19 protein-coding genes are annotated in these 22795 nt (G+C 64.6%); 5 read left to right on the forward strand and 14 right to left on the reverse strand.

Translation table 11 applies throughout. The annotated features are described in order from the left end of the window. Window positions 1-4 precede the first annotated feature (4 nt). From fliS to NLM33_RS20015, 4 genes are all read right to left on the reverse strand, one after another. Entirely contained in the window at window positions 5-433 is a 429-nt protein-coding gene (fliS, locus tag NLM33_RS20000) for a flagellar export chaperone FliS (protein WP_254097909.1), read from the reverse strand. Continuing rightward, window positions 433-2133, reverse strand: coding sequence for a flagellar filament capping protein FliD (gene fliD / locus NLM33_RS20005; RefSeq protein ID WP_254097911.1), 1701 nt, complete (start codon window positions 2131-2133; stop codon window positions 433-435). Before fliD ends, fliS begins: the two co-directional genes overlap by 1 nt. A 64-nt stretch (window positions 2134-2197) precedes the next feature. Beyond that, window positions 2198-3022, reverse strand: coding sequence for a flagellin (locus NLM33_RS20010; protein WP_254097913.1), 825 nt, complete (start codon window positions 3020-3022; stop codon window positions 2198-2200). A 144-nt stretch (window positions 3023-3166) separates the two neighbouring features. Then, on the reverse strand, window positions 3167-3862 hold the full coding sequence (locus NLM33_RS20015; RefSeq protein WP_254097915.1) for an RNA polymerase sigma factor: 696 nt from the start codon (window positions 3860-3862) through the stop codon (window positions 3167-3169). Between the two features lie 514 nt (window positions 3863-4376). Here NLM33_RS20015 and NLM33_RS20020 point away from each other — a divergent pair. The 3 genes from NLM33_RS20020 (at window position 4377) to NLM33_RS20030 (ending at window position 8731) form a co-directional block, all read left to right on the forward strand. Continuing rightward, window positions 4377-6809 (forward strand): HAD family hydrolase, encoded by a 2433-nt coding sequence (locus NLM33_RS20020; protein ID WP_254097917.1) that lies wholly within the window; start codon window positions 4377-4379, stop codon window positions 6807-6809. A gap of 66 nt (window positions 6810-6875) precedes the next feature. After that, complete coding sequence (locus tag NLM33_RS20025) at window positions 6876-8186, forward strand: hypothetical protein (protein WP_254097919.1); 1311 nt, start codon at window positions 6876-6878, stop codon at window positions 8184-8186. Window positions 8187-8200: 14 nt separating this feature from the next. Then, window positions 8201-8731 (forward strand): hypothetical protein, encoded by a 531-nt coding sequence (locus NLM33_RS20030; RefSeq protein ID WP_254097921.1) that lies wholly within the window; start codon window positions 8201-8203, stop codon window positions 8729-8731. A gap of 115 nt (window positions 8732-8846) precedes the next feature. On the opposite strand, the gene NLM33_RS20035 is transcribed toward NLM33_RS20030, so the two are convergent. Together NLM33_RS20035 and NLM33_RS20040 are read right to left on the reverse strand one after the other, a co-directional pair. After that, window positions 8847-9290, reverse strand: a complete 444-nt coding sequence (locus NLM33_RS20035) for a hypothetical protein (RefSeq protein ID WP_371929971.1) — start codon at window positions 9288-9290, stop codon at window positions 8847-8849. A 149-nt stretch (window positions 9291-9439) separates the two neighbouring features. Then, window positions 9440-10240 carry a fumarylacetoacetate hydrolase family protein gene (locus NLM33_RS20040; RefSeq protein WP_254097923.1) on the reverse strand — a complete coding sequence of 267 codons (801 nt, stop codon included), beginning with the start codon at window positions 10238-10240 and terminating at the stop codon, window positions 9440-9442. Between the two features lie 186 nt (window positions 10241-10426). On the opposite strand from NLM33_RS20040, the gene NLM33_RS20045 reads away from it, so the two are divergent. After that, on the forward strand, window positions 10427-11326 hold the full coding sequence (locus NLM33_RS20045; RefSeq protein WP_254097925.1) for a LysR substrate-binding domain-containing protein: 900 nt from the start codon (window positions 10427-10429) through the stop codon (window positions 11324-11326). Between the two features lie 5 nt (window positions 11327-11331). On the opposite strand, the gene NLM33_RS20050 is transcribed toward NLM33_RS20045, so the two are convergent. The 8 genes from NLM33_RS20050 to NLM33_RS20085 form a co-directional block, all read right to left on the reverse strand. After that, window positions 11332-12822, reverse strand: coding sequence for an amidase (locus tag NLM33_RS20050; protein ID WP_254097927.1), 1491 nt, complete (start codon window positions 12820-12822; stop codon window positions 11332-11334). 16 nt (window positions 12823-12838) lie between these two features. Next, window positions 12839-13636 (reverse strand): xanthine dehydrogenase family protein subunit M, encoded by a 798-nt coding sequence (locus tag NLM33_RS20055; RefSeq protein WP_254097929.1) that lies wholly within the window; start codon window positions 13634-13636, stop codon window positions 12839-12841. Window positions 13637-13648: 12 nt separating this feature from the next. Beyond that, a complete protein-coding gene (locus NLM33_RS20060) occupies window positions 13649-16036 on the reverse strand; it encodes a xanthine dehydrogenase family protein molybdopterin-binding subunit (RefSeq protein WP_254097931.1) in 2388 nt (795 codons plus the stop codon). A 2-nt stretch (window positions 16037-16038) separates the two neighbouring features. After that, window positions 16039-16527: a (2Fe-2S)-binding protein gene (locus NLM33_RS20065; protein WP_254097933.1), complete on the reverse strand. Its 489-nt coding sequence runs from the start codon at window positions 16525-16527 to the stop codon at window positions 16039-16041. 28 nt (window positions 16528-16555) lie between these two features. Then, entirely contained in the window at window positions 16556-17659 is a 1104-nt protein-coding gene (locus tag NLM33_RS20070; RefSeq protein ID WP_254097935.1) for an ABC transporter ATP-binding protein, read from the reverse strand. 12 nt (window positions 17660-17671) lie between these two features. Then, entirely contained in the window at window positions 17672-18562 is an 891-nt protein-coding gene (locus tag NLM33_RS20075) for an ABC transporter permease (RefSeq protein WP_254097937.1), read from the reverse strand. Next, complete coding sequence (locus NLM33_RS20080) at window positions 18559-19437, reverse strand: ABC transporter permease (RefSeq protein WP_254097939.1); 879 nt, start codon at window positions 19435-19437, stop codon at window positions 18559-18561. The genes NLM33_RS20075 and NLM33_RS20080 overlap by 4 nt, the downstream gene beginning before the upstream one ends. Before the next feature lie 76 nt (window positions 19438-19513). Beyond that, window positions 19514-20863 (reverse strand): PotD/PotF family extracellular solute-binding protein, encoded by a 1350-nt coding sequence (locus tag NLM33_RS20085; RefSeq protein ID WP_254097941.1) that lies wholly within the window; start codon window positions 20861-20863, stop codon window positions 19514-19516. A 323-nt stretch (window positions 20864-21186) separates the two neighbouring features. Between NLM33_RS20085 and NLM33_RS20090 the strand changes: the two genes are divergently transcribed. Then, on the forward strand, window positions 21187-22614 hold the full coding sequence (locus tag NLM33_RS20090) for a hypothetical protein (protein ID WP_254097943.1): 1428 nt from the start codon (window positions 21187-21189) through the stop codon (window positions 22612-22614). Window positions 22615-22795 lie beyond the last annotated feature (181 nt).

Genomic DNA, 22795 nt, shown 5'->3' on the forward strand with positions numbered 1-22795 from the left:
GGGCTCAGCGCTTCTGCGCCGTATCGCCCGGCCCGGTCTTGGCCGTGCGCACGGTCGTATCGACGAATTCCCAGGCCTCGCGCAGCTCGGTGAGCCCTGCGATGATCCGTCGATAACTCTCGCGTGCGTGCGGTCGGCCATAGGCCCGCAAGCTCGCAAGGATCATTGCATTGTAGGTCTGGTAGAGCCGCTCGGCCACCGCGCCGCCCTTGGTAAAATCGAGATTGTGACCGAGCCCGCGCAAAATCGCGGTCGCCTTCATCAGATACTCATGCCCCTCCTCGAAACGTCGCGCCTCCTGCGAAGCAAGCGCCTTCTGAAGAAACGTGATCGCGCCGCCAAGCAGCATCGACACCGCCTTGAGCGGCGGCACGGTGGTGGCCGCACCCCGATAGGCCTGATTGGCCATGTACGCCATCGGATTATGCATCATTAACTACTCGAGCTGGAGTTGAGCAAAGCCTTGAGATAGGTCAGCGTGTTGTTGGCGCTCTCGATCGCAGCCTGGTACTTCGCATATTGCGCTTCCAGCTGCGTCTGGTAGGCCGACGCCGCACTTTGGATATCGTCGACCTTCTGCTGCAGGTCGTCGTCGCGTGTTTCCAGGTTGGTGATGAGCGTCTGCAGCGAGCCGGTGCTGGACGAAGCATTCTTGGCGATCTGGTAGAGCTGTGTGGCGATCCCCGATGTCGACGTCACCGTGATCGATTGCGAGGTCGTTCCCGAATAGGTGAAGGCCATACCCGCATAGGCCGTGCCGGCATTGCCGATGATCGTGGTACCGCTGACGGTGAATAGCGACGAGTCGCCGCCGACCGAGGCGGAGCTGAGATTGCCCGAGGAATCGACCGTCAGGTCCAGCGTGAAGGATTGCGGCGACGTTCCGGTATTGACGACGCTGAGCTGGCTCGACGAGGTCGTGGTCTGTGCCGACAGGAGAGTGGTCACGCCGCTGAGATTCGTACTCAGGATCTCCGAGAGCGTGGACGTGTCGAGCTCGAGCTCGTTCGAATCGTTGAACGACAGCCCGAGATCGGCCATCGTCAACCCGCCCACTGTGCTGTTGAGCGCAGATTCAAGCTGGCTCGTGATGTCGCGCATGGTGCCGTCGCCGAACAGCACGGCGCTGGACGAGGCGGTGCCGTCGGAATTGGTCGCCTGCTGTGCAATGACCGCGTCGCGATAGGCGTTGTAGTTGGTGACGAAAGTCGTAAGTGCCGACGTGATCTGACTGGTATCCGTTCCGATGCTGATATCCAGCGTCGCGCCGCTCGTCGTCGCCTGCAAAAGGTCGAACGTGACGCCGGTCAGCACATCGGTGATGTCGTTGGTATCCCGGGTCATCGAGATGCCGTCGAGGGTGAACTCGGCCGCCTGCGCGGTCTGCAGCACGTCACTGAACGATCCGGAGCTGTCAGTCACTCCCAACTCGTTGAGGATGTCGTCACCGGACGTGCTGGAATAGCTGATATCCGCCGCATCTTCGGTTCCCGTCAGCACCATCTCGTAGGAGCCGCTGGAGACCTGGACGATCGAGGCCTGGACATTGGTCGTCGAGGTCTGGGCGTTGATGGCATCGACGATGTCCTGGAGTGACATCGTGCTGGTGACGGTGATGTCGGCGGTGCTGCCGCTGCCGAGCCCGAGCGAAAACGTCCCGGAATAGCCGAGCTCGTCCGTCTGGCTCGACTGCGAGGTGCCGACCACCTTCTGCGCGGTCGCGATCTGGCTGATCGTCAGCGTGTGGTCACCGGTCGCGGCGCCATTGCTGACGCTCATGGACAACGCAGATGATGCGCTGACGTCGCCGGTCGAGCTGAGGGTCGCGGAGCGTGTTGCGAATACGTTGGTCGCCAGCGAGTTGACGACGGACGTGGCGAGCGAGGCCAATCCGGAATAGAGCGTCTTCAGGTCGGTCTGAAGCGTCTGGTAGGCGGAGACCTTGGCCTCGTTGTTGGTGATCGTGGTCGATATCGTCGTCGCGGCAGTGAGCTTGGCATTCACCGCCGATGTGATCAGCGCGCTCCAGTCGAGGCTGGTCGAGGTCGTCGTGCCCGTCGTTGTCACCGAGGAAGCGCTCGATGTCGTCGAACTGGTCGACGTGCTGCTGGTGCTTGAACTGACACTGGTCACTGATGTGCCCGACCTATCGCAGGAAGAGCCGGGCCGGCCTCATGCCGGCCCGGAGAGACGATCCTTAGCCGAGCAGCTTGAGCAGGTACTGCGGCATCTGGTTCGCCGCGGATTCGGCCGAGACCGCGGCCTGGGTCTTCACCTCGGCTGAGGACAGCGTGGCCTGTTCGGCCGCGATATCGACGTCCTTGATCGCCGAGTTGGCGGATTCGAGGTTCTGGGTTTGGGTCGAGATCGAGTCCGAAGAGAAGTTGAACCGCGATTCCTGCGCACCGATCGAGGCGCGGGCGGCCGAGACCGTGTCGATCGCGGTGTCCAGCGCCGTCAGCGCCGAGGTCGCGCCCGCCTGGGTGCTGACGTCGAGCGAAGTGACGGCGAGCGAGGACGCCGTCAGGCTCGACAGCGTGATGGTGATCGTATCAGAACCGGACGAGCCGACCAGAACCGAGACGCCCGACGAAAACACGCTGGTGCCGTCGAGCAGGCTCTGGCTGGAGTAGCGCGTGCCGCTCGCGATCGAATCGATTTCGCTCGTGAGCTGCGAGAATTCCGATTGGATGTAGGCGCGGCTGGAGCTGGTCGTGGTGCCCGAGGACGACTCGGAAGCCAACGACTTCATGCGGGCGAGAATGTCGGAGATGTTCGAGGCGCCGCCGTCGGCGGTCTGGAGGACCGCGGTCGCCTGCGAGGCGTTGGTCGCGGCCTGCTGCAGCGTGGTCACGTCCGAGGAGATGCGGGTAGAGATCGCGAGGCCGGCAGCGTCGTCGGATGCCGAGGTGATGCGCGAGCCGCTCGACAATTTCGAGAGCGCGCTGGTCTCTTGCGCGGAGTTGATGTTGAGGTAGCGGACTGCGGCGTTCGCAGCGGTGTTGGTGGAAATCGCGGGCATTGCAGGCTCCTGTGCTGATGGGCATGACGTGCCGCATCGTGATTAAGCGACTGACGACGACGCGGGCGCAGCCCCGTCCGTTCGCTCAAACGGCGGAGCGCAACGAGATCAGGCGAAAAAAATTTCGAACGCGGGATTTTATGGTTAGCAATCGGTAAACGCGGTGCGGATGTCGCGTTCGTGCCGCCGCAGCAACTGGCGGAGCTGCTGGCGGCCGCGCTTGAGAAGCGACTCCACCGCAGCGACCGTGGTGTCCATCACCTGGGCGATCTCGCCGTTGCTCATGTTCTCATGATACGACAGGATCACCGCGATGCGCTGCTGCTCGGGCAGCCGCTGCATCGCGACCTCCAGCATGTCGTTCACCTCGTTGCGCTCGATGATGTCGGCCGCATCTGGCTGGCCATCGGCGACTTCCGGCACCGTGTCGACGTTCTCGGTGCGCGGCTTGCGGCGTAGGTCGATGCAGCGATTGGAGATGACGCGGTAGAGCCAGGTCGAGAATTTCGCGCGGCCATGCTGCCAGCGTCCGCGATGGCTCCAGATCTTGAGCATGGTGTCCTGCACCACGTCCTCGGCATCCGCGGCGTTGCCGACGATGCGCAAGGCGATCGCGTAGGCGCGATCGATGTGACGTTCGACCAGCATGCGGAACGCCGCTTCGTCGCCGGTCGCAAGACGATCGAGCAGCTCGCTGTCTTCATCGAGGACGATCTCGGCGGCCGGTAACGTGTCCGGCGCGAGCGGCGCCGACGGCATTATCGGCAAGGTCTCGTCGACCGGCACCGTCGTCGTGACTTCGGCCTCGGCGGGCGCCCAGACATCAAGCGCGTAACTCATCCCGCAATCTCCAACCCGCAATGCCGGCGGCGCATATTCCACACGGCTTCCAGGCGTTGAACGCTGCGCCGAACCAATCCAGGCGGAGAATTTTTGTTATTTTTCAAGATGTTATCCGGAATCTTTTGCCGAGTGACCGGCAACAATTGCCGACGTCGCGCGAAGCGCGCGCTTCTGTCCTGCAATCATCGACATCGTCTCGCGTCATTTGCGGATCATTCATCCCGAACAGATGCAGCTTCAAAAACTCGAGGAGATACACGGCACTAAAACGAACACGCGCTCTGCGCGCGAGGCACGCGGCGATCGATTGTGTCCAAGTGTGAATGAACGCGAGACGATTTTCTCACTCGGCAATTTTTGCCGAATCACCTTTTTCGAACCTAGCGGATTTTTTGAATCTGTCAGTCGCGACCTGCGCGGTTTTGAATCGCGCGCGAACTTTTTTCGTCACGAGCGCGCCTGACTTGCAACACAGCTCCGTTAATCGGTTCGATGGGCGGGGAATTGCAGCATGAAAATCGCGACGGCCGGCACGAAACGTCGGACGAGAATTGTTTCTGCTTGGTCATTCGATGTTTTCGATACGTTTCTGGTACGCGCCTGCACGACGCCAGATGGCGTGTTTGAAAGGACTTACGAGCTCTCCGGCATTTCAAGAATATGTCCGAACGTTTCCGCCAGTTTCGTTCAGCATCGCATCCAGGCCGAATCGCGCGCACGCAGGACCGCAAAGGACAAACGCGGCGCGAGTGAAGTCCACATCGCCGAGATCTATTCCTATTTTCCGTTCAAGCTGTTCGGACTTGATCGCCGCAATCTCGACGATCTCGTCGAGGCCGAGTTCGCCGCCGAGCTCGAGCTTTGCCGCATCAACCCGGAAATGCTTCAGCAATATGCGGACATGAAACGCGCCGGTCATCGCACCGGATTCATCTCGGACACCTACTGGGATTCCGCCCAGCTCGCCCGCCTGCTGCGCGCCTGCCACCCGGGCCTCGCCTGGGACTTCCTCTACGCATCCTGCGATCACGGCAGCAGCAAGAGCGAGTCCTTGTTCGCCAGATACATCACTGATCAGGGGGTCGATCCGGCGGCCTCCTTTCACGTCGGCGACAACGAGAACGCAGACATAAAGGGCGCGCGGCGCCACGGCATCCGCCCCCGCTACTATCCGCAAGCCTCGGCGCAATTGGCCTCGAAGCTCCAGCGCGAGACCACGATGTTCGAGCTGTTGTGCCAGGGCAAGCCATCGCGGCTCGACCACGGCGCACGCACGCTGCGACGGATGGTTGCGGCGCGCAGCGCAGAGAAATCACCGGCATTCCAGTTGGGCGTGACCGTGCTCGGTCCGGTGATGACCGCGTTCGACGCTTTCGTCGTGGCGCGCTGCAAGGCGCTGACGCAGCCCGGCCGCCGCGTGGCGCTCGGCTTCCTCGGCCGCGACGGTTTTCTGTCGCACCGGATCTGGCAGGAGCGCCACGGCGCAACTTCGGCCTATGTCGAGATCAATCGCCGCGTCAGCCTGATCGGCTCCGCCGATTCGATGGAGCCGCTCTGCGATCTCCTCGGCAAGGTGCTCAGAATCGACGCGCCGACGCTGCGCGACATGATCAAGATCCTGCCGCCGAAGGTCGCCGCCTTCTTTGCGAGCTATCCGGACGGGATCGCGCCCGGCGACGAGCTTGCCGAAGCGCTGCCGGACCTGATGGACGCCGGCGAGATCGCCGAGCTTGCCGCCGGCTTGCGCGCCCGCCTGCTTGCCTATCTCCGCCACACCATCCCCGGATTCGACGATTGCACCGACCTCGTGCTCGCCGATCTCGGTTATTCCGGTAGCGTGCAGAAGGCGCTGCGCCGCATCTTCGACCAGGAAGGCATCAAGATCCGCCTGCACGGCGCCTATCTGATCTCGCTCGATGACGCCTTCGACGACATCGCCGAGGACGATACCGCTGAAGGCTTCGTCTCCGATCTCGTGGTGACGCCCCATGTCAAGCGCATGTTGATCCGCAACGTCGCGCTGCTCGAGCAGGTCTGCTGCTCGGCTGAGGGCTCGGTGCGCGACTATCGGGACGAGACGGTTCTGCGCGAGATCAATCCGCGCCCCACCGAGCAGATCGCGCTGGCCGCGGAGATCCAGTCGGGCGCACTGACCTTCGCGGCGAGCGCGGACAAGATCGCCTCCGAATACGACCTGCTGCCTTATGCTGCGCTCGATGTCGCCGCGAGCTGGAGTGCGGCGACACTGGCGCGCCTGTTGCTGCTGCCGGACGACGACGAGATCGCACTGCTCGGCGGATTGAAGCACGACGTCAATCTCGGCACCCATGCGCTGGCGCCGCTGATCGATGGCGCGTTCGTCCGCAACCAGCTCACCGCCCGCGGCCTGTCCGCCGCCTGCACCTCGGCAGCGCCGCCGATGTGGCTTGCCGGCAGCTTCGCCGGCCTGTCGCCGTCCTATTCCTATCTCTACACGCTGTTCGGCGCGAACCGCCTGCCCGCCGACGTGTTCGAGGAGGCCCCCTGCGGCGCCTTGCAGATCGGCCTGTTCCGAACCGACGGCGGCGCCTCGATGGAAACCGTGACCGTCTATCGCACCGGACTTGGTGAGTTGCGGCTGCGCATCCCGCTATCGCGTGCGACGGCGGTCGCAACGATTGCCGTGCCGCTGGCAAAACTGGCCCGCGAGGGGCTCCTTCACGGCGTGACCATCCAGAGCGGCGACAGCGTTCGCGACGCAGCCGACAGCCAGGAGGTGACGGGGATCGCCGCCGACAGCCTGATCCATGCCGGGCTCCAGCGAAACGGCCTCTATTACCGCACCGAGAACGACGATGGCTGCCTCTTGATCCCGGTCGGGCCGATGGCACGCGACGTCGCGGTCTATTCGATCGCGCTCACCTCGCTCAGTCACGCCCGCATCCTCGCCCCCGCGCTCGAATAATGCGCCTGATCGCGTCCCCTCGCCCGTTGAAGCCCAAGGGCCGATACGAAATGAGGGGGCACTGAGTTGACGGACGGAACGCACACAGATCTTGACGGCCTTCTGCGCACGGCCGGCATCCGGCTCGGCGAAGCGCAGCGCCATCGCCTTGGCTGGCTGGTCGGCAGCTACGGTGCCCCGACGACGCAGATCGCGCATGAAGGCCGCCGGGGCAGCGGCGTGATCGTCGTGACCGAGCCGCCGAGCGGCGCCGCGGCCGAGCTGTTCTACCGCACCCTGACGCCGGGCTGCGCCGTCGTCATCCCGCTCAGCGAAAACCCGGGCTTCGACTTCCTCAAGTCCAAGCTGACCGAGTTCGGCACCGTCGGCCCGAGCGCCGAGGGTCCGCATGAAATGTGGTGGGGCGGCATCGGCTGGTCGAAGTTTCTCGCGGCCGCCGATCAATGCACGGTTCGCCCGCGCGTCATCTCCTATCACCCTTACGGCACCGACCCCGACGCGATCCGTGCCTTGCAGCGCTCGCTCGAGGCCTTTGAGCTCGACGGCCATATCGAGCCGATCGCGGCCGAGCTCGGCGAAGAGGTGCTTTGCTTCGAGAAGGCCGAGTTCATCGCGCGGATGTGGAGCCGCTACCGCGAACCGCTGCTGTTCGTCGAAGCGGGCGCAGTACTGCGCGAGGCGCCCCTGCTGCCGACCTCGCTCGGCTGCGACATCGCCCTCCACAAGTGGAACCGCTGGGAGATGTCGGCTCAAACTCTCTATCTCGGTCGCACGACCGGCGCCGAGCAATTGCTGCAGGCCTGGCACCACCTCGCCGCCTCCCATCCCACGATCTGGGAAGGCTACCTGCTCGACCAGGCCTGGAGCCACGCCTCCTCGCATGGTCCGCTCGACACGGTCTGGCTCCCCCGCTCCTACCATACGCTGACGGGTGACCTCGCCTCGAGCCGCGCCACCATTATCCATGCGCAGCCAACGACCACGACCGAGCTCGGGCCTGATCCCAGCTTCGCATCCCTCGTGCGCGCGGCCCGCCGCGCCGGCCGGACCGGCGCGCGAGACGCCTTCATGGTCATGACCTCTCGGGCCGCCGCCGACAACGGCGTCGCCGTGATCCTGCGCGACATCGAGGCCAATGAAGCGCGCGCGGTCGCCGCCACCGTCGAGGCGGTGACCGGCGCCTTCGCCCGCGACTGCGGCGGCTATGGACGGTTCGAGCTGTCACTCTGCGGCTGGCAGGACGATGTCAACACGGCACGGGAAGCGGCGCGCCTTGCGCGCTATCGCGTCGTCGAGATCGCGCCGGGCCAGAAGATTGCCGGCGACTTCTTCGCCAGCGCCGCGGCCGAAGCCACGCGCTGCCACCTCATTCCCTGACGAGAGCGAATCCGATGCTGAAGACCATCATCCTGCTTACACAAACCGGCCAACAGCAGCTACCGCTTGCCGCGCTGCTCCGCGAGCACAACCCAAGCCTCTCCTTCTGCTCGGCGCTGTCGGCGCGCGATCTGCTCGCCATCGCACCCGAAACCTTACGCGATGCGCGGCTGGTGTCCTTTGCCAACGACATCGCGATCCCCGAGAAATTCCTGCTCCAGCTCGGCTGCGGCGCCTACAAATTCTATGTCGCGCCCGTTCAGTATCCAGGTCTGCCGACCGCGCCCGACGACAGCGACGATCCGCGCTGCTTCTCGGCGATCGCGCAATCGATGACGATCTGGCCGGACACTCGGCGCGTGGTCGGGCTCGAGACCCTGACCGTTCCGGAAAGCGCATCGCCCACCGAACGCGAGCGGCAGACATTCACGCGCCTCGCGCACCTGTTCTGGCGGATGTCCGGCATGATCGCGAATGAAGCGACCGAGCTGCCGGGGATCATCGACAACACCGAGAGCAAGCCGAGCTTTGCGCAGATGAACTGAGGCTAACGGCCTTTCTTCTTCAGCTCCCCGGACAAGGCGTCGCGATGCTCAGGCGCCGCGATCGCGATCAGGCGGCGCGCGCGTTCGACTCCGGCCAAAGACGGCGGCCTGAACTTTACTCGAATGCTTGAACGGGCGGCGCCGAGGTCGGCGCCGGCGCAGCCGGAGCTGCCTGAGCCGGCGGGTTGTTGGCCGGGCCCATTTGGGCGACACGGCCATCGGCTTCCATCGCCCTACTGCTGGTGGGACCCGGGGCCGCGGAGGCGGGCGTCGGCGCGACTGGGGCGGACGCTGGAGGCGCCGAACTCGGGACGCGATTCGCTTCTCTGCGTGGCCGCTGCCGGCTCGTCGCCGACCGAGAACCGCGCAAGCCCCACGAGCGCGCGATGGAAGGGCCCGCGGCGTAGCCAACAAAGGCGCCGGCTACGGCACCGACCGGCCCCAGCACGACAGCGCCGGAGACGGCTCCAAGAGCAGCATCGCCGGCGCGTTCCTGCGCAACGGCACCTGCCGGAACCAATACCAGCATCACGACTGCGGCCATCAAAGATTTGTTCATCGGAGCGCCTCCCTCACGGGAAATTCACTCTTACGAAAATATGGCAGCAGGACGTTTGTTTATCGCCCAACAAAGGGCAATCGGCCGATGGAACTCCGGCAATCGGGAAACTTCCGCCGGGATGGTTGTCCCGGCGGAAGCGGCTCAACTTAGGCGATCTTGATCGACATGTCCGGCAAGCCTTCCAGCTTGCACAGGAGCACGTCACCCTTCACCACCGGGCCGACATTCTCCGGCGTGCCGGAATAGATGATGTCGCCCGCCTTCAGCTCGAAGGCTTCCGACAGTTTTGATATCTGCTCGGCGACGCTCCAGATCATCTTCTCGAGATCGGAGTTTTGCCGCATCACACCGTTCACCGCGAGCGAGATCGCACCCTTGCTGAGATGCCCGACCTTCGAAGCGGGATGGATCGGGCCGATCACCGCGGCATGGTCAAAGCTCTTGCCGATCTCCCACGGCTTCTTCTCTGCAGCCATGCCGTTCTGAAGATCGCGCCGGGTCATGTCGAGGCCCAGCGCGTAGCCATAGACGTGATCGAGCGCCTTCTCCGGCGGGATGTTGCTGCCGCCGGATTTCAGCGCGGCGACGAGCTCGACCTCGTGATGGTAGTTCTTGGTCAGCGACGGATAGGGATGCTCGGCGACCTCGCCGACCGCGACGTTCTGGATAGCATCGGTCGGCTTCTGGAAGAAGAACGGCGGCTCGCGGTTCGGGTCCGAACCGCGCTCGATCGCATGCGCGGCATAGTTGCGGCCGATGCAGTAGATGCGGCGGACCTGGAACACGTCCGTCTCGCCGACGATCGGAATGGCGGTCATTGGCACCGGGAAGATCGGCTTCGGTCCCGCCTGCGCGGCAACCGGCGCCGCCTCGGCAATGGTGGCCGCCGTTGCCGCGGCAGCGGTCGCAAGCAGGTCGCGTCGCGAGGGTGAGGAGGTCTTTTTCATGTTTTATGCTCCCGTGAGGCAGCTCTGCTGCCGATCCGGCTGATAATGGATGTGGCCAGTCGCGGCAACGTCGTCGGTATCGTCCTATTTGCCGAGGCGACGGCGTGCTGCGGCGCATCGCCCGAGCCGATTTGCCTTTCCCTCTAGCATGGAACTTGCATAAATTCTGGGCGATAGGGACGCCGCATGAACCTCATCAGTCTCGATATCCGCATGCTCAGGTCGCTGATCTCGGTCGTCGAGACCGGTAGCATCACCGAGACCGCGCGCCGGCTCGGCCGCACCCAGCCGGCGATCACGCTGCAATTGCAGCGGCTGGAGGAACTGACCGGCAAGCAGCTCTTCCTGCACGGCGGCCGCCGGCTGACGCTGACCGAGGACGGCACCACGGTTCTGACCTACGCCAAATCCATCCTGCGGTTGCATGACGAGCTGATCTCGCAGCTCGCTTCGCAGGAGATCGAGGGCCAGGTCGTGCTCGGCACGCCGGATCTCTACGCCGCCTTCATGCTGCCCTCGATCCTCAGCGTGTTCCGAAAGTCGTTTCCGCGCATCCAGGTCGAGCTCAATTGCGCGCTATCGACGCCGCTCGTGGGCCTCGTCAAGCGCGGCGACGTCGACATCGCGCTTGTCACCCGCATGAACGATTTCACCGGCGGCCAGGTGGTGCGCCGCGAGCAGCTCGTCTGGATGACCGGCGAGCAATCGGCCGCGCATCAGGAGCGGCCCATCCCGCTGGCGCTGCTGCCGCAGGGCAACATCTATCGCGACTACGCGATCGACACGCTCGAGCGCGCGAACCTGCGCTGGCGCATCGCCTGCGTCAGCGAAAGCGTCGGCGGCCTGCAGGCGGCAGCCTTCGCCGGCATGGCCGTGACCGTGCTCGGCCGCAGCGCGCTGGTGCCGGCGATGCGCGAGATCGGTCCGAACGAGGGCCTGCCGCCGCTGCCGAAGGTCGAACTTCTGCTCTACAAGTCGAGCGGCGCCACCTCGAAGGCGGCCACCGCGCTGCACGACTATCTCGCGCACTACCTGCGCCTCGACGAAGAGCTCAGCGGCCACGGCGTTCCGATCGAGCTGTCATAGCGCTGCTACGCTTTGGCGCGCGCCCGCCCCTCCTTCCGCAGCGCCAGCGGCGGCCAGAAACTTGACCATGGCTGCGCCTCTTCGAACGCGGCGGCGATGCGGAAGATGGTCGGCTCGTCGAGCCAGTGCGCCACGATCTGCAAACCGATCGGCATGCCGTCGCGATCGAAGCCACAGGGCAGCGTCGCCGCCGGAAGTCCTGCGAGATTGATCGGCCAGGTGAACGGCGACCAGCCGAGATGCGGATCCACCGCAACGCCGTCGATGCGATCGACGCCGAGCTGGCCGGCCTCGAATGCCGTCACGGCAACCGTCGGCGTTACCAGCACGTCGACCCGCTCGAACAGTTTCAGGAAGGCGCTGCGTGCCTGGCCGCGACGATAGCCGGCCTCGATGTAGTCGGTGCCGCTATAGTGACGGCCGGCGCTGACGAGGTCGCGGTAGTCGGTTTCGGAGCCGGCGAGATCGGCCGTCGTTCTGCTCGCGACCGCCGCCGCCTGCTCCGTGAAGGCGATCGGCTTCAGCGTGTGCTCGAGGATTCCGGGGTCCAGGCCCGGACCGTCCATGCTCACCTTCGCGCCGCAGGATTCCAGGATGGCGAGCGCCGTGTTGAAGGCGGCGCGCACGTCCGGGCTGACCGCGGCATAGCCGAGATCGACGCTGGCGCCGATGCGCACGCCGTTCAAGGGAACGGCTTTGGTATCGAAGCGGCGCGGCGACACCGGAAGGCTCGCCGGATCGCGCAAATCGTAGCCCGCGATGATCTCCAGCGCGAGCGCGGCATCCGCGACCGTGCGCGTGATCGGCCCGGTATGCGCGAGCGAAGCCCAGGACGGCGGCGAGAATCCGGGCGAGCGCGGCACCAGGCCAAAGGTCGGCTTCAGCCCGAACACGCCACAGAACGACGAGGGCACGCGGATCGAGCCGACGCCGTCGGTGCCGATCGCGATGGGGCCGCAGCCGGCGGCAATCGCTGCCGCCGCGCCGCCGCTCGATCCGCCGCTGGTACGATCGAGATTCCAGGGATTTCGCGTGGTGCCGGTGACGGGACTATCGGCGGTCAGCTTGTAGCCGGACTCGCACGTCGTCGTCTTGCAGGTGATGATCGCGCCTGATGCCTTCAGTGCCGACACCACGGCGGCATCGACGTCGGGCACGAACGCCTTGTTCAGCGGCGAGCCGCCATAGGCGGGCACACCGGCGACGAACACAAGGTCCTTGATGGTCACGGGAATGCCGGCAAACGGCCCCTTGGCTCCGCCGTTGCGCATCTCTTTCGTGAGGCGATCGGCGTCCGCCCTCGCCTGCTCGTACATCGGCGTCACCACCGCGTTGCAGGCCGCGTCCGTCGCCTCCAGCGCCGCAATGGTCTCGTCGACGACGTCGCGCGGGGTGAATGCCTTGCGCTTGTAGCCGGCGAGGATCTCGGTTGCAGAGAGCGCGCCGAGGCCAGTCGGCACCGGCAAGGAGGCCGTTCGGCCGGAACCATCAGTCATCATCAATCCCAGAAGTCTATCCGAGCGCCGCGTCGACGGCGCGCTTGGCCATTACCGTGACGAGATGCGCACGGTAGTCGGCCTCGGCGTGAATGTCGGAGGTGAGCCCGTCGGTATCGATCCTGATCGCCGCGATCGCCGATGGATCGAAATTCTGCGACAGCGCTTGCTCCATCGGTGGAACGCGGAACACGCCGGGTCCGGCGCCGGTCACGGCGACGCGCACGCCGTCGGCGATTTTTGCGACGAACACGCCAACCAGCGCATAGCGCGAGGCCGGCGCCTTGAATTTTGCGTAGCCGGCCTTGAGCGGCAGGGGAAAGCGGATCGCCGTGATGATCTCGCTCGCCTGAAGCGCGGTCTCGAACAGGCCGAGGAAGAACTCGTCGGCCAAAATCTCGCGCGTGCTGGTGACGATGGTCGCGCCGAGCCCGAGCACGCCGGCCGGATAGTCCGCCGCCGGGTCGTTGTTCGCGACCGAGCCGCCGATGGTGCCGCGGCTGCGCACCGCGGGATCACCGATCATGGAGGCCAGCGCCGCAAGCGCAGGGATCCTGGCTTGCACCAGCTTCGATGCCGCGACCTCCGCATGCGGCGTCATCGCGCCGATCGTGATCGTGGCGCCACCGTCGCTGATGCCCTTGAGGCCCGGCAGCCTCGAAAGATCGATCAGCGCCGCTGGGCTTGCCAGCCGCTGCTTCAGCGTCGGGATCAGCGTCATGCCGCCGGCGACGAGCTTGCTGTCCTCGATCGAGGTCAAAAGCTTCGCGGCGTCGGGAATCTCGTCCGGCTGGTGATATGCAAACGATTTCATTGTTTGTCCTCCCTATTCCGCAGCGACCGGCAGCGACGCGTTTTGCAGCAGGCGCCAGATCCGGTTCGGCGTCGCCGGCATGTCGACATGGGTGACGCCGAGATGGGACAGCGCATCGACCACGGCATTGATGACGGCGGCCGGCGAGCCGATGGTGCCGACCTCGCCGCAGCCCTTCACGCCCATCGGCGTGTGCGTGCACAGCGTCGAATGGGTCGCGACCTTCATCATCGGCAGATGATCCGCACGCGGCATGCAGTAATCCATCAACGAGCCCGACAGGAGCTGGCCGGAGCCGTCGTCGTAGACGGCGTTCTCGTAGAGCGCCTGCCCCACGCCCTGCACGATGCCGCCGTGCAACTGCCCCTCGACGATCATCGGATTGATGACCGTGCCGACGTCGTCGACCGCGGTGTAGTTGACGAGCGTCACGGTCCCCGTCTCCGGATCGACCTCGACTTCCGCGATGTGACAGCCGCCGGGATAGGTGAAGTTCACGGGATCGTAATAGGCCTGCTCCTCCAGTCCCGGCTCCAGCACCTCGAGTGGATAGTCGTGCGGCACGTAAGCGGCGCCCGCGATCTCCTCGAACGTCTTGGTGCGGTCCGTGCCGGCCACCGAGAACTTGCCGGCCTCGAACTGGATATCCACTTCGGCAGCTTCGAGCAGATGCGCCGCGATCTTCTTGCCCTTCACGATCACCTTGTCCGCGGCCTTCGACAGCGCGGCGCCGCCGACGACGAGGGAGCGCGAGCCATAAGTGCCCATGCCGAACTGCACGCGATCGGTATCGCCGAACACGATGTCGACATTCTCGAAGGACACGCCGAGTTTGTCCGAGACGATCTGCGCGAACGTCGTCTCGTGACCCTGGCCGTGATTGTGCGTGCCGATCATGACCGTCACCTGGCCGGTCGGATGCACGCGCACCGTGGCGCTCTCGTAGAGGCCGCCGCGTGCGCCAAGCCGGCCGGCGAAGCGCGACGGCGCGAGGCCGCAGGCCTCGACATAGGTCGAGTAGCCGAGCCCGCGGAATTTTCCCTTGCGCTGCGAGGCCGCCTTGCGCGCGCCAAAATTCTTGACGTCGGCCGCGACCAGCGCGCCGTCGAGACATCCCATCGGATCGCCGGAATCGTACTGCACCAGCACGGGCGTCTGATAGGGATAAGCTTCCTTCGGGATCATGTTGCGGCGGCGGATCTCGACGCGGTCGATGCCCATCTCACTCGCTGCAACGTCGACGATGCGCTCCAGCACGAAGGTCGCCTCGGGGCGGCCGGCGCCGCGATAGGCATCGACCGGCACGGTGTTGGTGAACACCACCTTCACGTTGCAGTAGATCGCGGGCATGGTGTAGACGCCGCTGAGCAGGGGACCATAGAGATTGGTCGGGATGTTCGGCCCGAAGGTCGAGAGATAGCCGCCCATATTGGCAAGCGTCTTCACCCGGAAGGCCAGGAACTTCCCGGTCTCGTCCAGCGCCAGCTCGGCCTCGGTGACATGGTCGCGGCCGTGGCGGTCCGACACGTAGCCTTCCGAGCGGCTCGCCACCCATTTGATCGGCCGCATCACGCGCCGGGCGGCCCAGGTGATCACGGCCTCCTCGCCATAGTGGAACTGCTTGACGCCAAAGCCGCCGCCGACGTCGGGAGCCACCACGCGCAGCTTGTGCTGCGGGATGTTCAGCACCAACGCCCCCATCAGGAAGCGCACGACGTGCGGAAACTGGCTGGTGCTCCACAGCGTGTAACGATCGGTGCCGGGCTCGTATTCGGCGATCGCCGCGCGCGGCTCCATCGGATTGCCGATCAGGCGATTGTTGACCAGACTGAGCTTTGCGACATGCGCAGCTTTGCGGAAGGCGGTCTCGACCGCACCCTTGTCACCGAGCTCCCAATCGCAGCAGATATTGTTCGGCACGTCGTCGAACAATTGCGGCGCGCCTGGATGGACCGCATCGAGCACGCCCACGACCGAGGGCAGCACCTCGTAGTCGATCGCTAGCAGCTCCGCCGCCGAATTGGCCTGCTCCACCGTTTCCGCGACGACGAACGCCGCCATGTCGCCGACGAAGCGTACCTTGCCTTGCGCCAGCATCGGAAACGGCGGCTCCTTCATCGGCACGCCCTTGGCATCCGTGATGCCCCAGCCGCAGGGCAGCGAGCCCAAACCGTCGGCCGCGACATCGTCACCGGTCAAGACCGCGACGACACCGGGCGCGGCCAGCGTGGCGCTCTTGTCGATGCCACGCAGGATCGCATGTCCATGCGGCGAGCGGACGAACACGCCGGCCGCCATGCCGGGACGCTTGATGTCGGAGACGTAATTACCGCGTCCGGTGAGGAAGCGCTGGTCCTCCTTCCGCTTCGGAGCCGCGCCGATCCCGATCACATTGCCCATGGTCACTCTCCCTTGGCCGCAGCGTTCATCGCGGCTGCACCGGCCATCACGGACAGGACGATGTTCTGGTAACCGGTGCAGCGGCAGATATTGCCCTCGAGACCATGTCGGACCTCCGCCTCGGTCAACGACGGCTTGTCCTTGGCGAGCGCAACGGCGGTCATCACCATGCCGGGTGTGCAGAAGCCGCATTGCAGGCCGTGATTCTCACGAAAAGCCTCCTGCATCGGATGCAGCCGGTTCGAGCCGGGCGCGCCCTGCAAGCCTTCGATGGTGAGGAGCGTCGCGCCGTCGAGCGCGGGCGCCAGCAGCGTGCAGCTCTTCACCGGCAGGCCGTTGAGATGCACGACGCAGGCGCCGCACTGGCTGGTGTCGCAGCCGATATGGGTGCCGGTCAGGTTGAGCTGCTCGCGCAGAAGCTCAGCGACGAGCGTTGCCGGCGCGACATCGACCGTGGTCGGCCGGCCGTTGAGTGTGAAGGATATCTGCACGATCAAAACTCCCTGTGCGCGACGGGTTTTAGGCAAGCGGGCGGGCGCGGTCGGTGGCCCAGGTGGCCAGCACGACATCACCGACATTGAGCGGATCTGCGAAGAAGGTCTTTTCCGGCACGTACGCGACGAACTCGTCGGGCACCGTGTCGAGCATGACCTTGACGAAGTAGCCCTGATATTCGATCGCGAGCACGCGGCTCGGCAGCGAGGTCGCGCAGCCCGCGGGCAGCGTCTGACCAGGCCGGAGCAGCGTGACGTCGTCGCGGCGCACCGCGATATCGACCGTGTCGCCGACACTGATCTTCGCCCGCGCCTGGAGCGGCACCTCGATGCCATCAGGCGCGGCCCGCGCCAGCACAAAGCTCGTACCGTTCACCTTCTCGACGCGACCCGACAGCACGTTCTGGCCGCCCATGAACTCCGCGACGTAGCGGTCATGCGGATGGGCATAGACATCCCGCGCCGGTCCCGCCTGCTTGATCCTGCCCTGCTCCATCACCACCACGAGATCGGCGAGCGCGATCGCCTCGAGCTGGGTGTGGGTGACGTGGATGAAGGTGATGCCGAGCTCCTGCTGCATCCGCCGCAGCTCCTGGCGCATCTGCACGCGGAGCTGCTCGTCGAGCGCGGACAGCGGCTCGTCCAGCAGCAAGACCCGCGGCTCTGTAATCGCGGCGCGCGCCAGCGCGACGCGCTGCTGCTGGCCGCCGGAGAGCTGGGCCGGCAGGCGATCGGCAAAGCTCGTCAGCCGCACCTTCTCGATCATGGCGTCCGCTGCACGCAAGCGGTCAGCCTTGGACATACCGCGGACGCGCAGCGCGAACGCGATATTCTCGCGCACGGTCAGGTGCGGAAACAGCGCGTAGGACTGGAACATCATCGCGGTGCGCCGCTGCACCGGCGCGAGGCCAACGACGTTCTGGCCACCGATCACGATTTCGCCTGCTGTCGGATCCTCATGGCCCGCGATCATGCGCAAAATCGTAGTCTTGCCGCAGCCGGAGGGGCCAATGAAGCAACAATAGGCACCGTCGGCAATCTTCAGATTGACTCCGTCGACCACATTGGTCACGCCGTCAAAACTCTTGCAGACGCCCGCCAGTTCGATATCGCCGCGTTCGATCGCCATTCCAAAAAACCTCTAGCCTTTCGCCCCTCGGCCGCGCTTCTTCTGAATCAGCACGATAGTGCCGAGGCTCGCACCGATGACGATGAAGGAGATGATGGTTGTCACCGTGCCGAGCGCATAGAGCGAGGGCGAGGTGACGTTCAGCGTCATGCTCCAGATCTCGAGCGGCAGCGTATTGAGCGAGCCGGCGGTCTGCAGGCTGCGGGCGAATTCATCGTAGGACAGCGTGAAGCCGAACAGCGCGACCGCGACGATGCCCGGCGCCAGGACAGGAACGATCACCAGCCAGATGGTCTGCCAGCGGCTTGCGCCTAGATCGTAGGCCGCCTCATCCCATGCACGGTTGTAGCGCGACATCACCGCGAACATCACCAGCACGCCGAAGGGCAACGTCCACGAGAGCTGCGCGCCGAGCGCGGAAGTGTACCAGCTCGCATTGAGGCCGAGCGCCTGGAACAGGAGCCCTGTGCCGAGCCCGAGCACGAGGCCTGGCGCGACCAGGCTGCCGATCATCATGTAGAAGACGACGGCATCGCCCGCAAAGCGCCGGCGGAAGCCGAGCCCCGCGAGGAACGAGATCACCACCGTGATGATGGTGACGATGACGGCGAGCTTGATCGAGCGGTCGAACGAGCCCTTGACGTCGCCGGTCCGCACCTGCGTGAAGAGATCGACGAACCAGTGCATCGAGTGGCCCTTCATCGGGAACACCAGCCCGCCGCGGATGTCCTGGAACGACAGGATGTAGATGCAGATCATCGGGCCGTAGAGCGCGAGCACGTAAAGCGCAAACAAGCCCGCTAGCACGTAGAAGGTCCAGGGACGCTCGCCCCGGCTCGGCGCAATCGCCTTGGTCGTCGCGGGAGCGACCACACCTTGCATGTCGGCGAGCACCGCGCTCATCGCGTGATCTCCTGGCGGATATCGACGGTGCGCAGGATCAGCGACACGATCGCGACCAGCACAAGCGTCAGCAGCACGGCGCTCGCCGCCGCGGTCGGATATTGCAGCACGCCGACGTCCTCGTAGAACGCGCTCACCACCGAGGCCGAGCCGCCGCCGGACATCACCTTGACCACGAAGAAGTCGCCCATCACGATCGAAACCACGAAGATGGTGCCGAGCGCGATGCCGCTCTTGGACATCGGCACGACGATCAGGCGCATGATGTCGAACCGGCTTGCGCCGGCATCGATCGCGGCCTCAACCAACTTCTTGTCGATCCGCGCCATCGCGTTGAAGATCGGCACGATCATGAAGATCGTGAGCTGGTGGACATAGGCGATGACAACAGCGAGGTCGGAGAACAGCAGCACTTCGAGCGGCTGGTGGATCGCGCCCGTCGCGAGCAGCGCCTGGTTGATCAGCCCTTCCTTGCCGAGCAGCGGAATCCAGGAAATCATCCGGATGATGTTGGAGGTCCAGAACGGTACGGTGCAGAGCAGGAACAGGCCGATCGCGAGGAGCTGGTTACGGACGTGGAACACCAGGAAGTAGGCGACGAAGAAGCCGATGATCAGGGTGAAGATCCAGGTCAGCACCGTGAATTTGATGGTCGCGAGATATAGCTTCAGCGTCAGCGCCGAATGCAGCACCTCGATATAGTTCGAGAGCGTGAAGCCGGGCGTCAGCCCGCCAAAGCCGTCGGTGGCAAAGAAGCTCGCCGCCAGCACGACCAGGATCGGCGCGACGAAGAACGGCACGAGCACCAGAACCAGCGGCGATACGTAAAGCCAGCCGGCGAGATTGGCGCGTGATGGGGGTTGACTGGACTGCATCTCGGCGAACGCCTTCGGTCTCTGCAGCCGGCGCGTCGCCGCGCCGGCTCTCGCTTACGTCAGGGAAAAGCAGGATTTAGGCCACCTTGAAGTCGTTCCAGCGCTTGTTCATGTAGGCGGCTTCATCCATCAGCGTATTCCAGCAGGAGATGTTCTTGACGCGGTCGAGGAACGAGCCGCCGTCGCGCTTGGTGCCGGACTTCTCCATCGGCACACCATAGGGATCGTTGATCACCTCGGGCGCGGGCTGGCCCTCGTACCAGAACGCCCATTCGGCCGGCGTCAAAAACTTCTTCGCGGTCGACGGCACCGGGCTGTAATAGCCGTAGCGCGCGACGAAGCCGCCCTGCCAACCCGAGAGATACCAGTTGAGATATTCGTAGGCCGCGTCGAGCTTCTTGCCGGACAGGTGCTTCATCAGCCCCATGCCGTTGCACCAGCCGCGATAGCCTTCCTTGCCGTTCTTGACGTTGACCGGCGCGTAGACGCAAGGGATCTCCTTCACGCGTACCGCGGCGACCGCCGGCGACCACATCGACTGGATAATCACCTCGCCTGCGGCCATGAGCTGCACCGACTGGTCGAAGGTGGTCCAGGTCGCGCGGAACTGGCCGTCCTTCTTCAACTCGATCAGCTTGTTGCAGGTGAAGTCGATCTCCTCCTTGGTCATGTTACCCTTGTTGCCGTACTTGATCAGGCCCGCGCTCTCGAAGCAGAGCGCCGCATCCATGATGCCGATCGCGGGCACGTCGAGGATCGCGGCCTTGCCCTTGAATTTCGGATCGATCAAATCCTTCCACTCGGTGACCTCGTGGCCGACGAGGTCGGGCCGGTAGCCGATGGAGTCGGCGTTGTAGACCTGCGGCAGGAACGTCGCCCATTCGGTGACTCCGTCGTGCAGATCGGTGGCGTCGGGCTTGGCGATGTACATGGCTTCATAGGGCGAGATGCCCTGGCGCGGGATCTTGTGGCCGTCGATCTCGCCCTTGGTGAAGATCGGCAGGATGTTGTCGAATTCCTTGACCTTCTTGACCTCGATGCCCTGGATGACGCCGCGCTTGGCCGCGAGCTTGGCCTGCCAGCCCTCAAGGTCGGCGATATCGACCGTATTAGGCTGGCTTATGAAGCGGTTGATGGCGGCCGAGGTGTCGAGATTCTGCATCGTCACCTTGAAACCGAGATCCTTGGCTGCCTGGTCTCCGATCGCCTTCACCACCGAATAGGAGACGCCGACGTGGCGGAGCTCTATGTCCTTGATCTCCTGCGCCCAGATGGTTGGGAAACCGCTGACCGCATCCGAGCCAGCGGCCGCGCCGGCAACCACCGCCGCACCCTTCAACAGCGTGCGCCGGCTCAGCTTTTTCGACTCCCTGTCCTTCGTTCCGGCCTGGTCAGCGCCGAAATTCCCCTTATTCCTGTCAGGCATGGCAACCCTCGTTGGTTACGATGAACTCTCTCGCCGATCGTCCGTGATCGGTGCGGATGTGATCAGTTGCGCGTGAGGCTATTGACCGGATTTCGCGAAGTAAAATTGGAAGTAAAAATTCGCGATATAAACGGGACTAATGGTTTGCACCGATGCATGTGGATTTGGCAGCGCGCATAAGAAGGCGCCAGAGCGTGTATACAAAGCGACGGGTTGAACGGAGCATGCGGCCTTGCGCGACGCGCGCGTTTTGCGTCGGGCTGCTCGTCGCGACGACATGCCACGCGCCTTGTGCGAGCGAGTCTTCGCTCGAGCCCGCGCGCATGACGGCAATCGGCACGATCGACGCTCGCTTTCAATCCTACAATGTCGAGATGGTCGAAGTGACGGGCGGCCGCTTCTGGACGCCGTACGCCGGACGCTCCAATGCGCAGATCGCGCGCGACCGCTACAGCTACAGGCCGCCGATCGATCTCGCCAACACGCGGCTACGCAAACTCGCTGCCGCTCTTGGCCCGGCCTACATGCGCGTCAGCGGCACCTGGGCGAACGCGACGTTTTTTGCCGATACTGACAACGCGCCGGCCGCACCGCCTCCCGGTTTCGACTCCGTGCTGAGCCGCGCGCAGTGGCGCGGTGTCGTCGACTTTGCACGCGCGGTGGATGCGGAGATCATGACGTCCTTTGCCATCAGTACGGGCGGCCGCAGTGCAGACGGCCGTTGGATGCCCGACCAGGCGCAACAGCTTCTCGCCTTCACCCAGTCACTTGGTAGCCACGTCGCAGCCGCCGAATTCATGAACGAGCCGACGCTCGCGGCAACGAACGGCGCGCCGCCGGGCTATGGTGCAAAGGCCTATGGCCGCGACTTCGCGATCTTCCGCGCGTGGATGCGCCAGCATGCACCTGACACGCTGATCGTCGGCCCCGGCTCCGTCGGCGACTCATCTTCGCCATCAACCGATGGCATCCGGACCCGCGATCTGCTCGCCGCATCCGGCCACGACCTCGATCGCTTCTCTTATCATCACTACAACACGCTCTCGCCGCGCTGCGGCGTCCGCAACGATCCGGCGCGAGCGCTGTCGGCGGATTGGCTCGCACGCACCGATCGCACGCTTTCGGTCTACCGCGGCTTGCGCGACGAATTCGAGCCTGGCACACCGATCTGGTTGACCGAGACGGCCGATGCCGCCTGCGGCGGCAATCGCTGGGACGCGACCTTCCTCGACACGTTCCGCTATCTCGACCAGCTCGGACGGCTCGCGAAGGCAGGCGTGCAGGTAGTGATGCACAACACGCTTGCCGCAAGCGACTACGGCCTGCTCGACGAGGCGACGTTTCGCCCGCGACCGAACTACTGGGGTGCGCTGCTATGGCATCGCCTGATGGGAACGACCGTGCTCGACGCCGGTGTGAGCAGCACGCCCGACCTTCGCCTGTATGCGCATTGCCATCCCAGGACGCCGGGCAACGTGTCCATCCTCGCGATCAACACATCGCGGACCGAGTCACGCAGCATGAAGCTGCCGATTGCATCGGAGCGCTACACGCTGGATGCGATGCCGCTCCAAAGCTCGACCGTGCGATTGAACGGAAGGACACTCGAGCTCGACGTCAACGACGTCTTTCCCCTGCTCGAAGCGCGCACGACGCCGGCCGGGACAATTCTCTTGGCACCGGCCACCATCACCTTCCTGGTGATGTCGGACGCTGCCAACCCTGCCTGCCGATGGCCGTATGAACTTTGAATTGGATCGAGCGTGAGGTCGCACCTTGCCGCATCATTGCGAGGAGCCACCCGGTCCCGCCTTCGGCGGGCCGGATGACAGGCTCCGCGACGAAGCAACCCAGAGTTTTTTCGCGGAAAGATTCTGGATTGCCTCGCTGCGCTGGCAATGACGGGTCTGCGGAGGAAGCACGCACGATGCT

This window comes from Bradyrhizobium sp. CCGUVB1N3, from assembly GCF_024199925.1.
GTDB lineage: Bacteria > Pseudomonadota > Alphaproteobacteria > Rhizobiales > Xanthobacteraceae > Bradyrhizobium.

Coding starts and splice junctions, on each gene's coding strand:
- NLM33_RS20050 (WP_254097927.1), bottom strand. CDS start 12,822: ATGACTGATGGTTCCGGCCGAACGGCCTCCTTGCCGGTGCCGACTGGC.
- NLM33_RS20090 (WP_254097943.1), top strand. CDS start 21,187: ATGACGGCAATCGGCACGATCGACGCTCGCTTTCAATCCTACAATGTC.
- NLM33_RS20035 (WP_371929971.1), bottom strand. CDS start 9,290: ATGAACAAATCTTTGATGGCCGCAGTCGTGATGCTGGTATTGGTTCCG.
- NLM33_RS20070 (WP_254097935.1), bottom strand. CDS start 17,659: ATGGCGATCGAACGCGGCGATATCGAACTGGCGGGCGTCTGCAAGAGT.
- NLM33_RS20055 (WP_254097929.1), bottom strand. CDS start 13,636: ATGAAATCGTTTGCATATCACCAGCCGGACGAGATTCCCGACGCCGCG.
- NLM33_RS20040 (WP_254097923.1), bottom strand. CDS start 10,240: ATGAAAAAGACCTCCTCACCCTCGCGACGCGACCTGCTTGCGACCGCT.
- NLM33_RS20020 (WP_254097917.1), top strand. CDS start 4,377: ATGAAAATCGCGACGGCCGGCACGAAACGTCGGACGAGAATTGTTTCT.
- NLM33_RS20085 (WP_254097941.1), bottom strand. CDS start 20,863: ATGCCTGACAGGAATAAGGGGAATTTCGGCGCTGACCAGGCCGGAACG.
- NLM33_RS20010 (WP_254097913.1), bottom strand. CDS start 3,022: ATGCCCGCGATTTCCACCAACACCGCTGCGAACGCCGCAGTCCGCTAC.
- NLM33_RS20045 (WP_254097925.1), top strand. CDS start 10,427: ATGAACCTCATCAGTCTCGATATCCGCATGCTCAGGTCGCTGATCTCG.
- NLM33_RS20080 (WP_254097939.1), bottom strand. CDS start 19,437: ATGCAGTCCAGTCAACCCCCATCACGCGCCAATCTCGCCGGCTGGCTT.
- NLM33_RS20015 (WP_254097915.1), bottom strand. CDS start 3,862: ATGAGTTACGCGCTTGATGTCTGGGCGCCCGCCGAGGCCGAAGTCACG.
- fliS (WP_254097909.1), bottom strand. CDS start 433: ATGATGCATAATCCGATGGCGTACATGGCCAATCAGGCCTATCGGGGT.
- NLM33_RS20030 (WP_254097921.1), top strand. CDS start 8,201: ATGCTGAAGACCATCATCCTGCTTACACAAACCGGCCAACAGCAGCTA.
- NLM33_RS20075 (WP_254097937.1), bottom strand. CDS start 18,562: ATGAGCGCGGTGCTCGCCGACATGCAAGGTGTGGTCGCTCCCGCGACG.
- NLM33_RS20060 (WP_254097931.1), bottom strand. CDS start 16,036: ATGGGCAATGTGATCGGGATCGGCGCGGCTCCGAAGCGGAAGGAGGAC.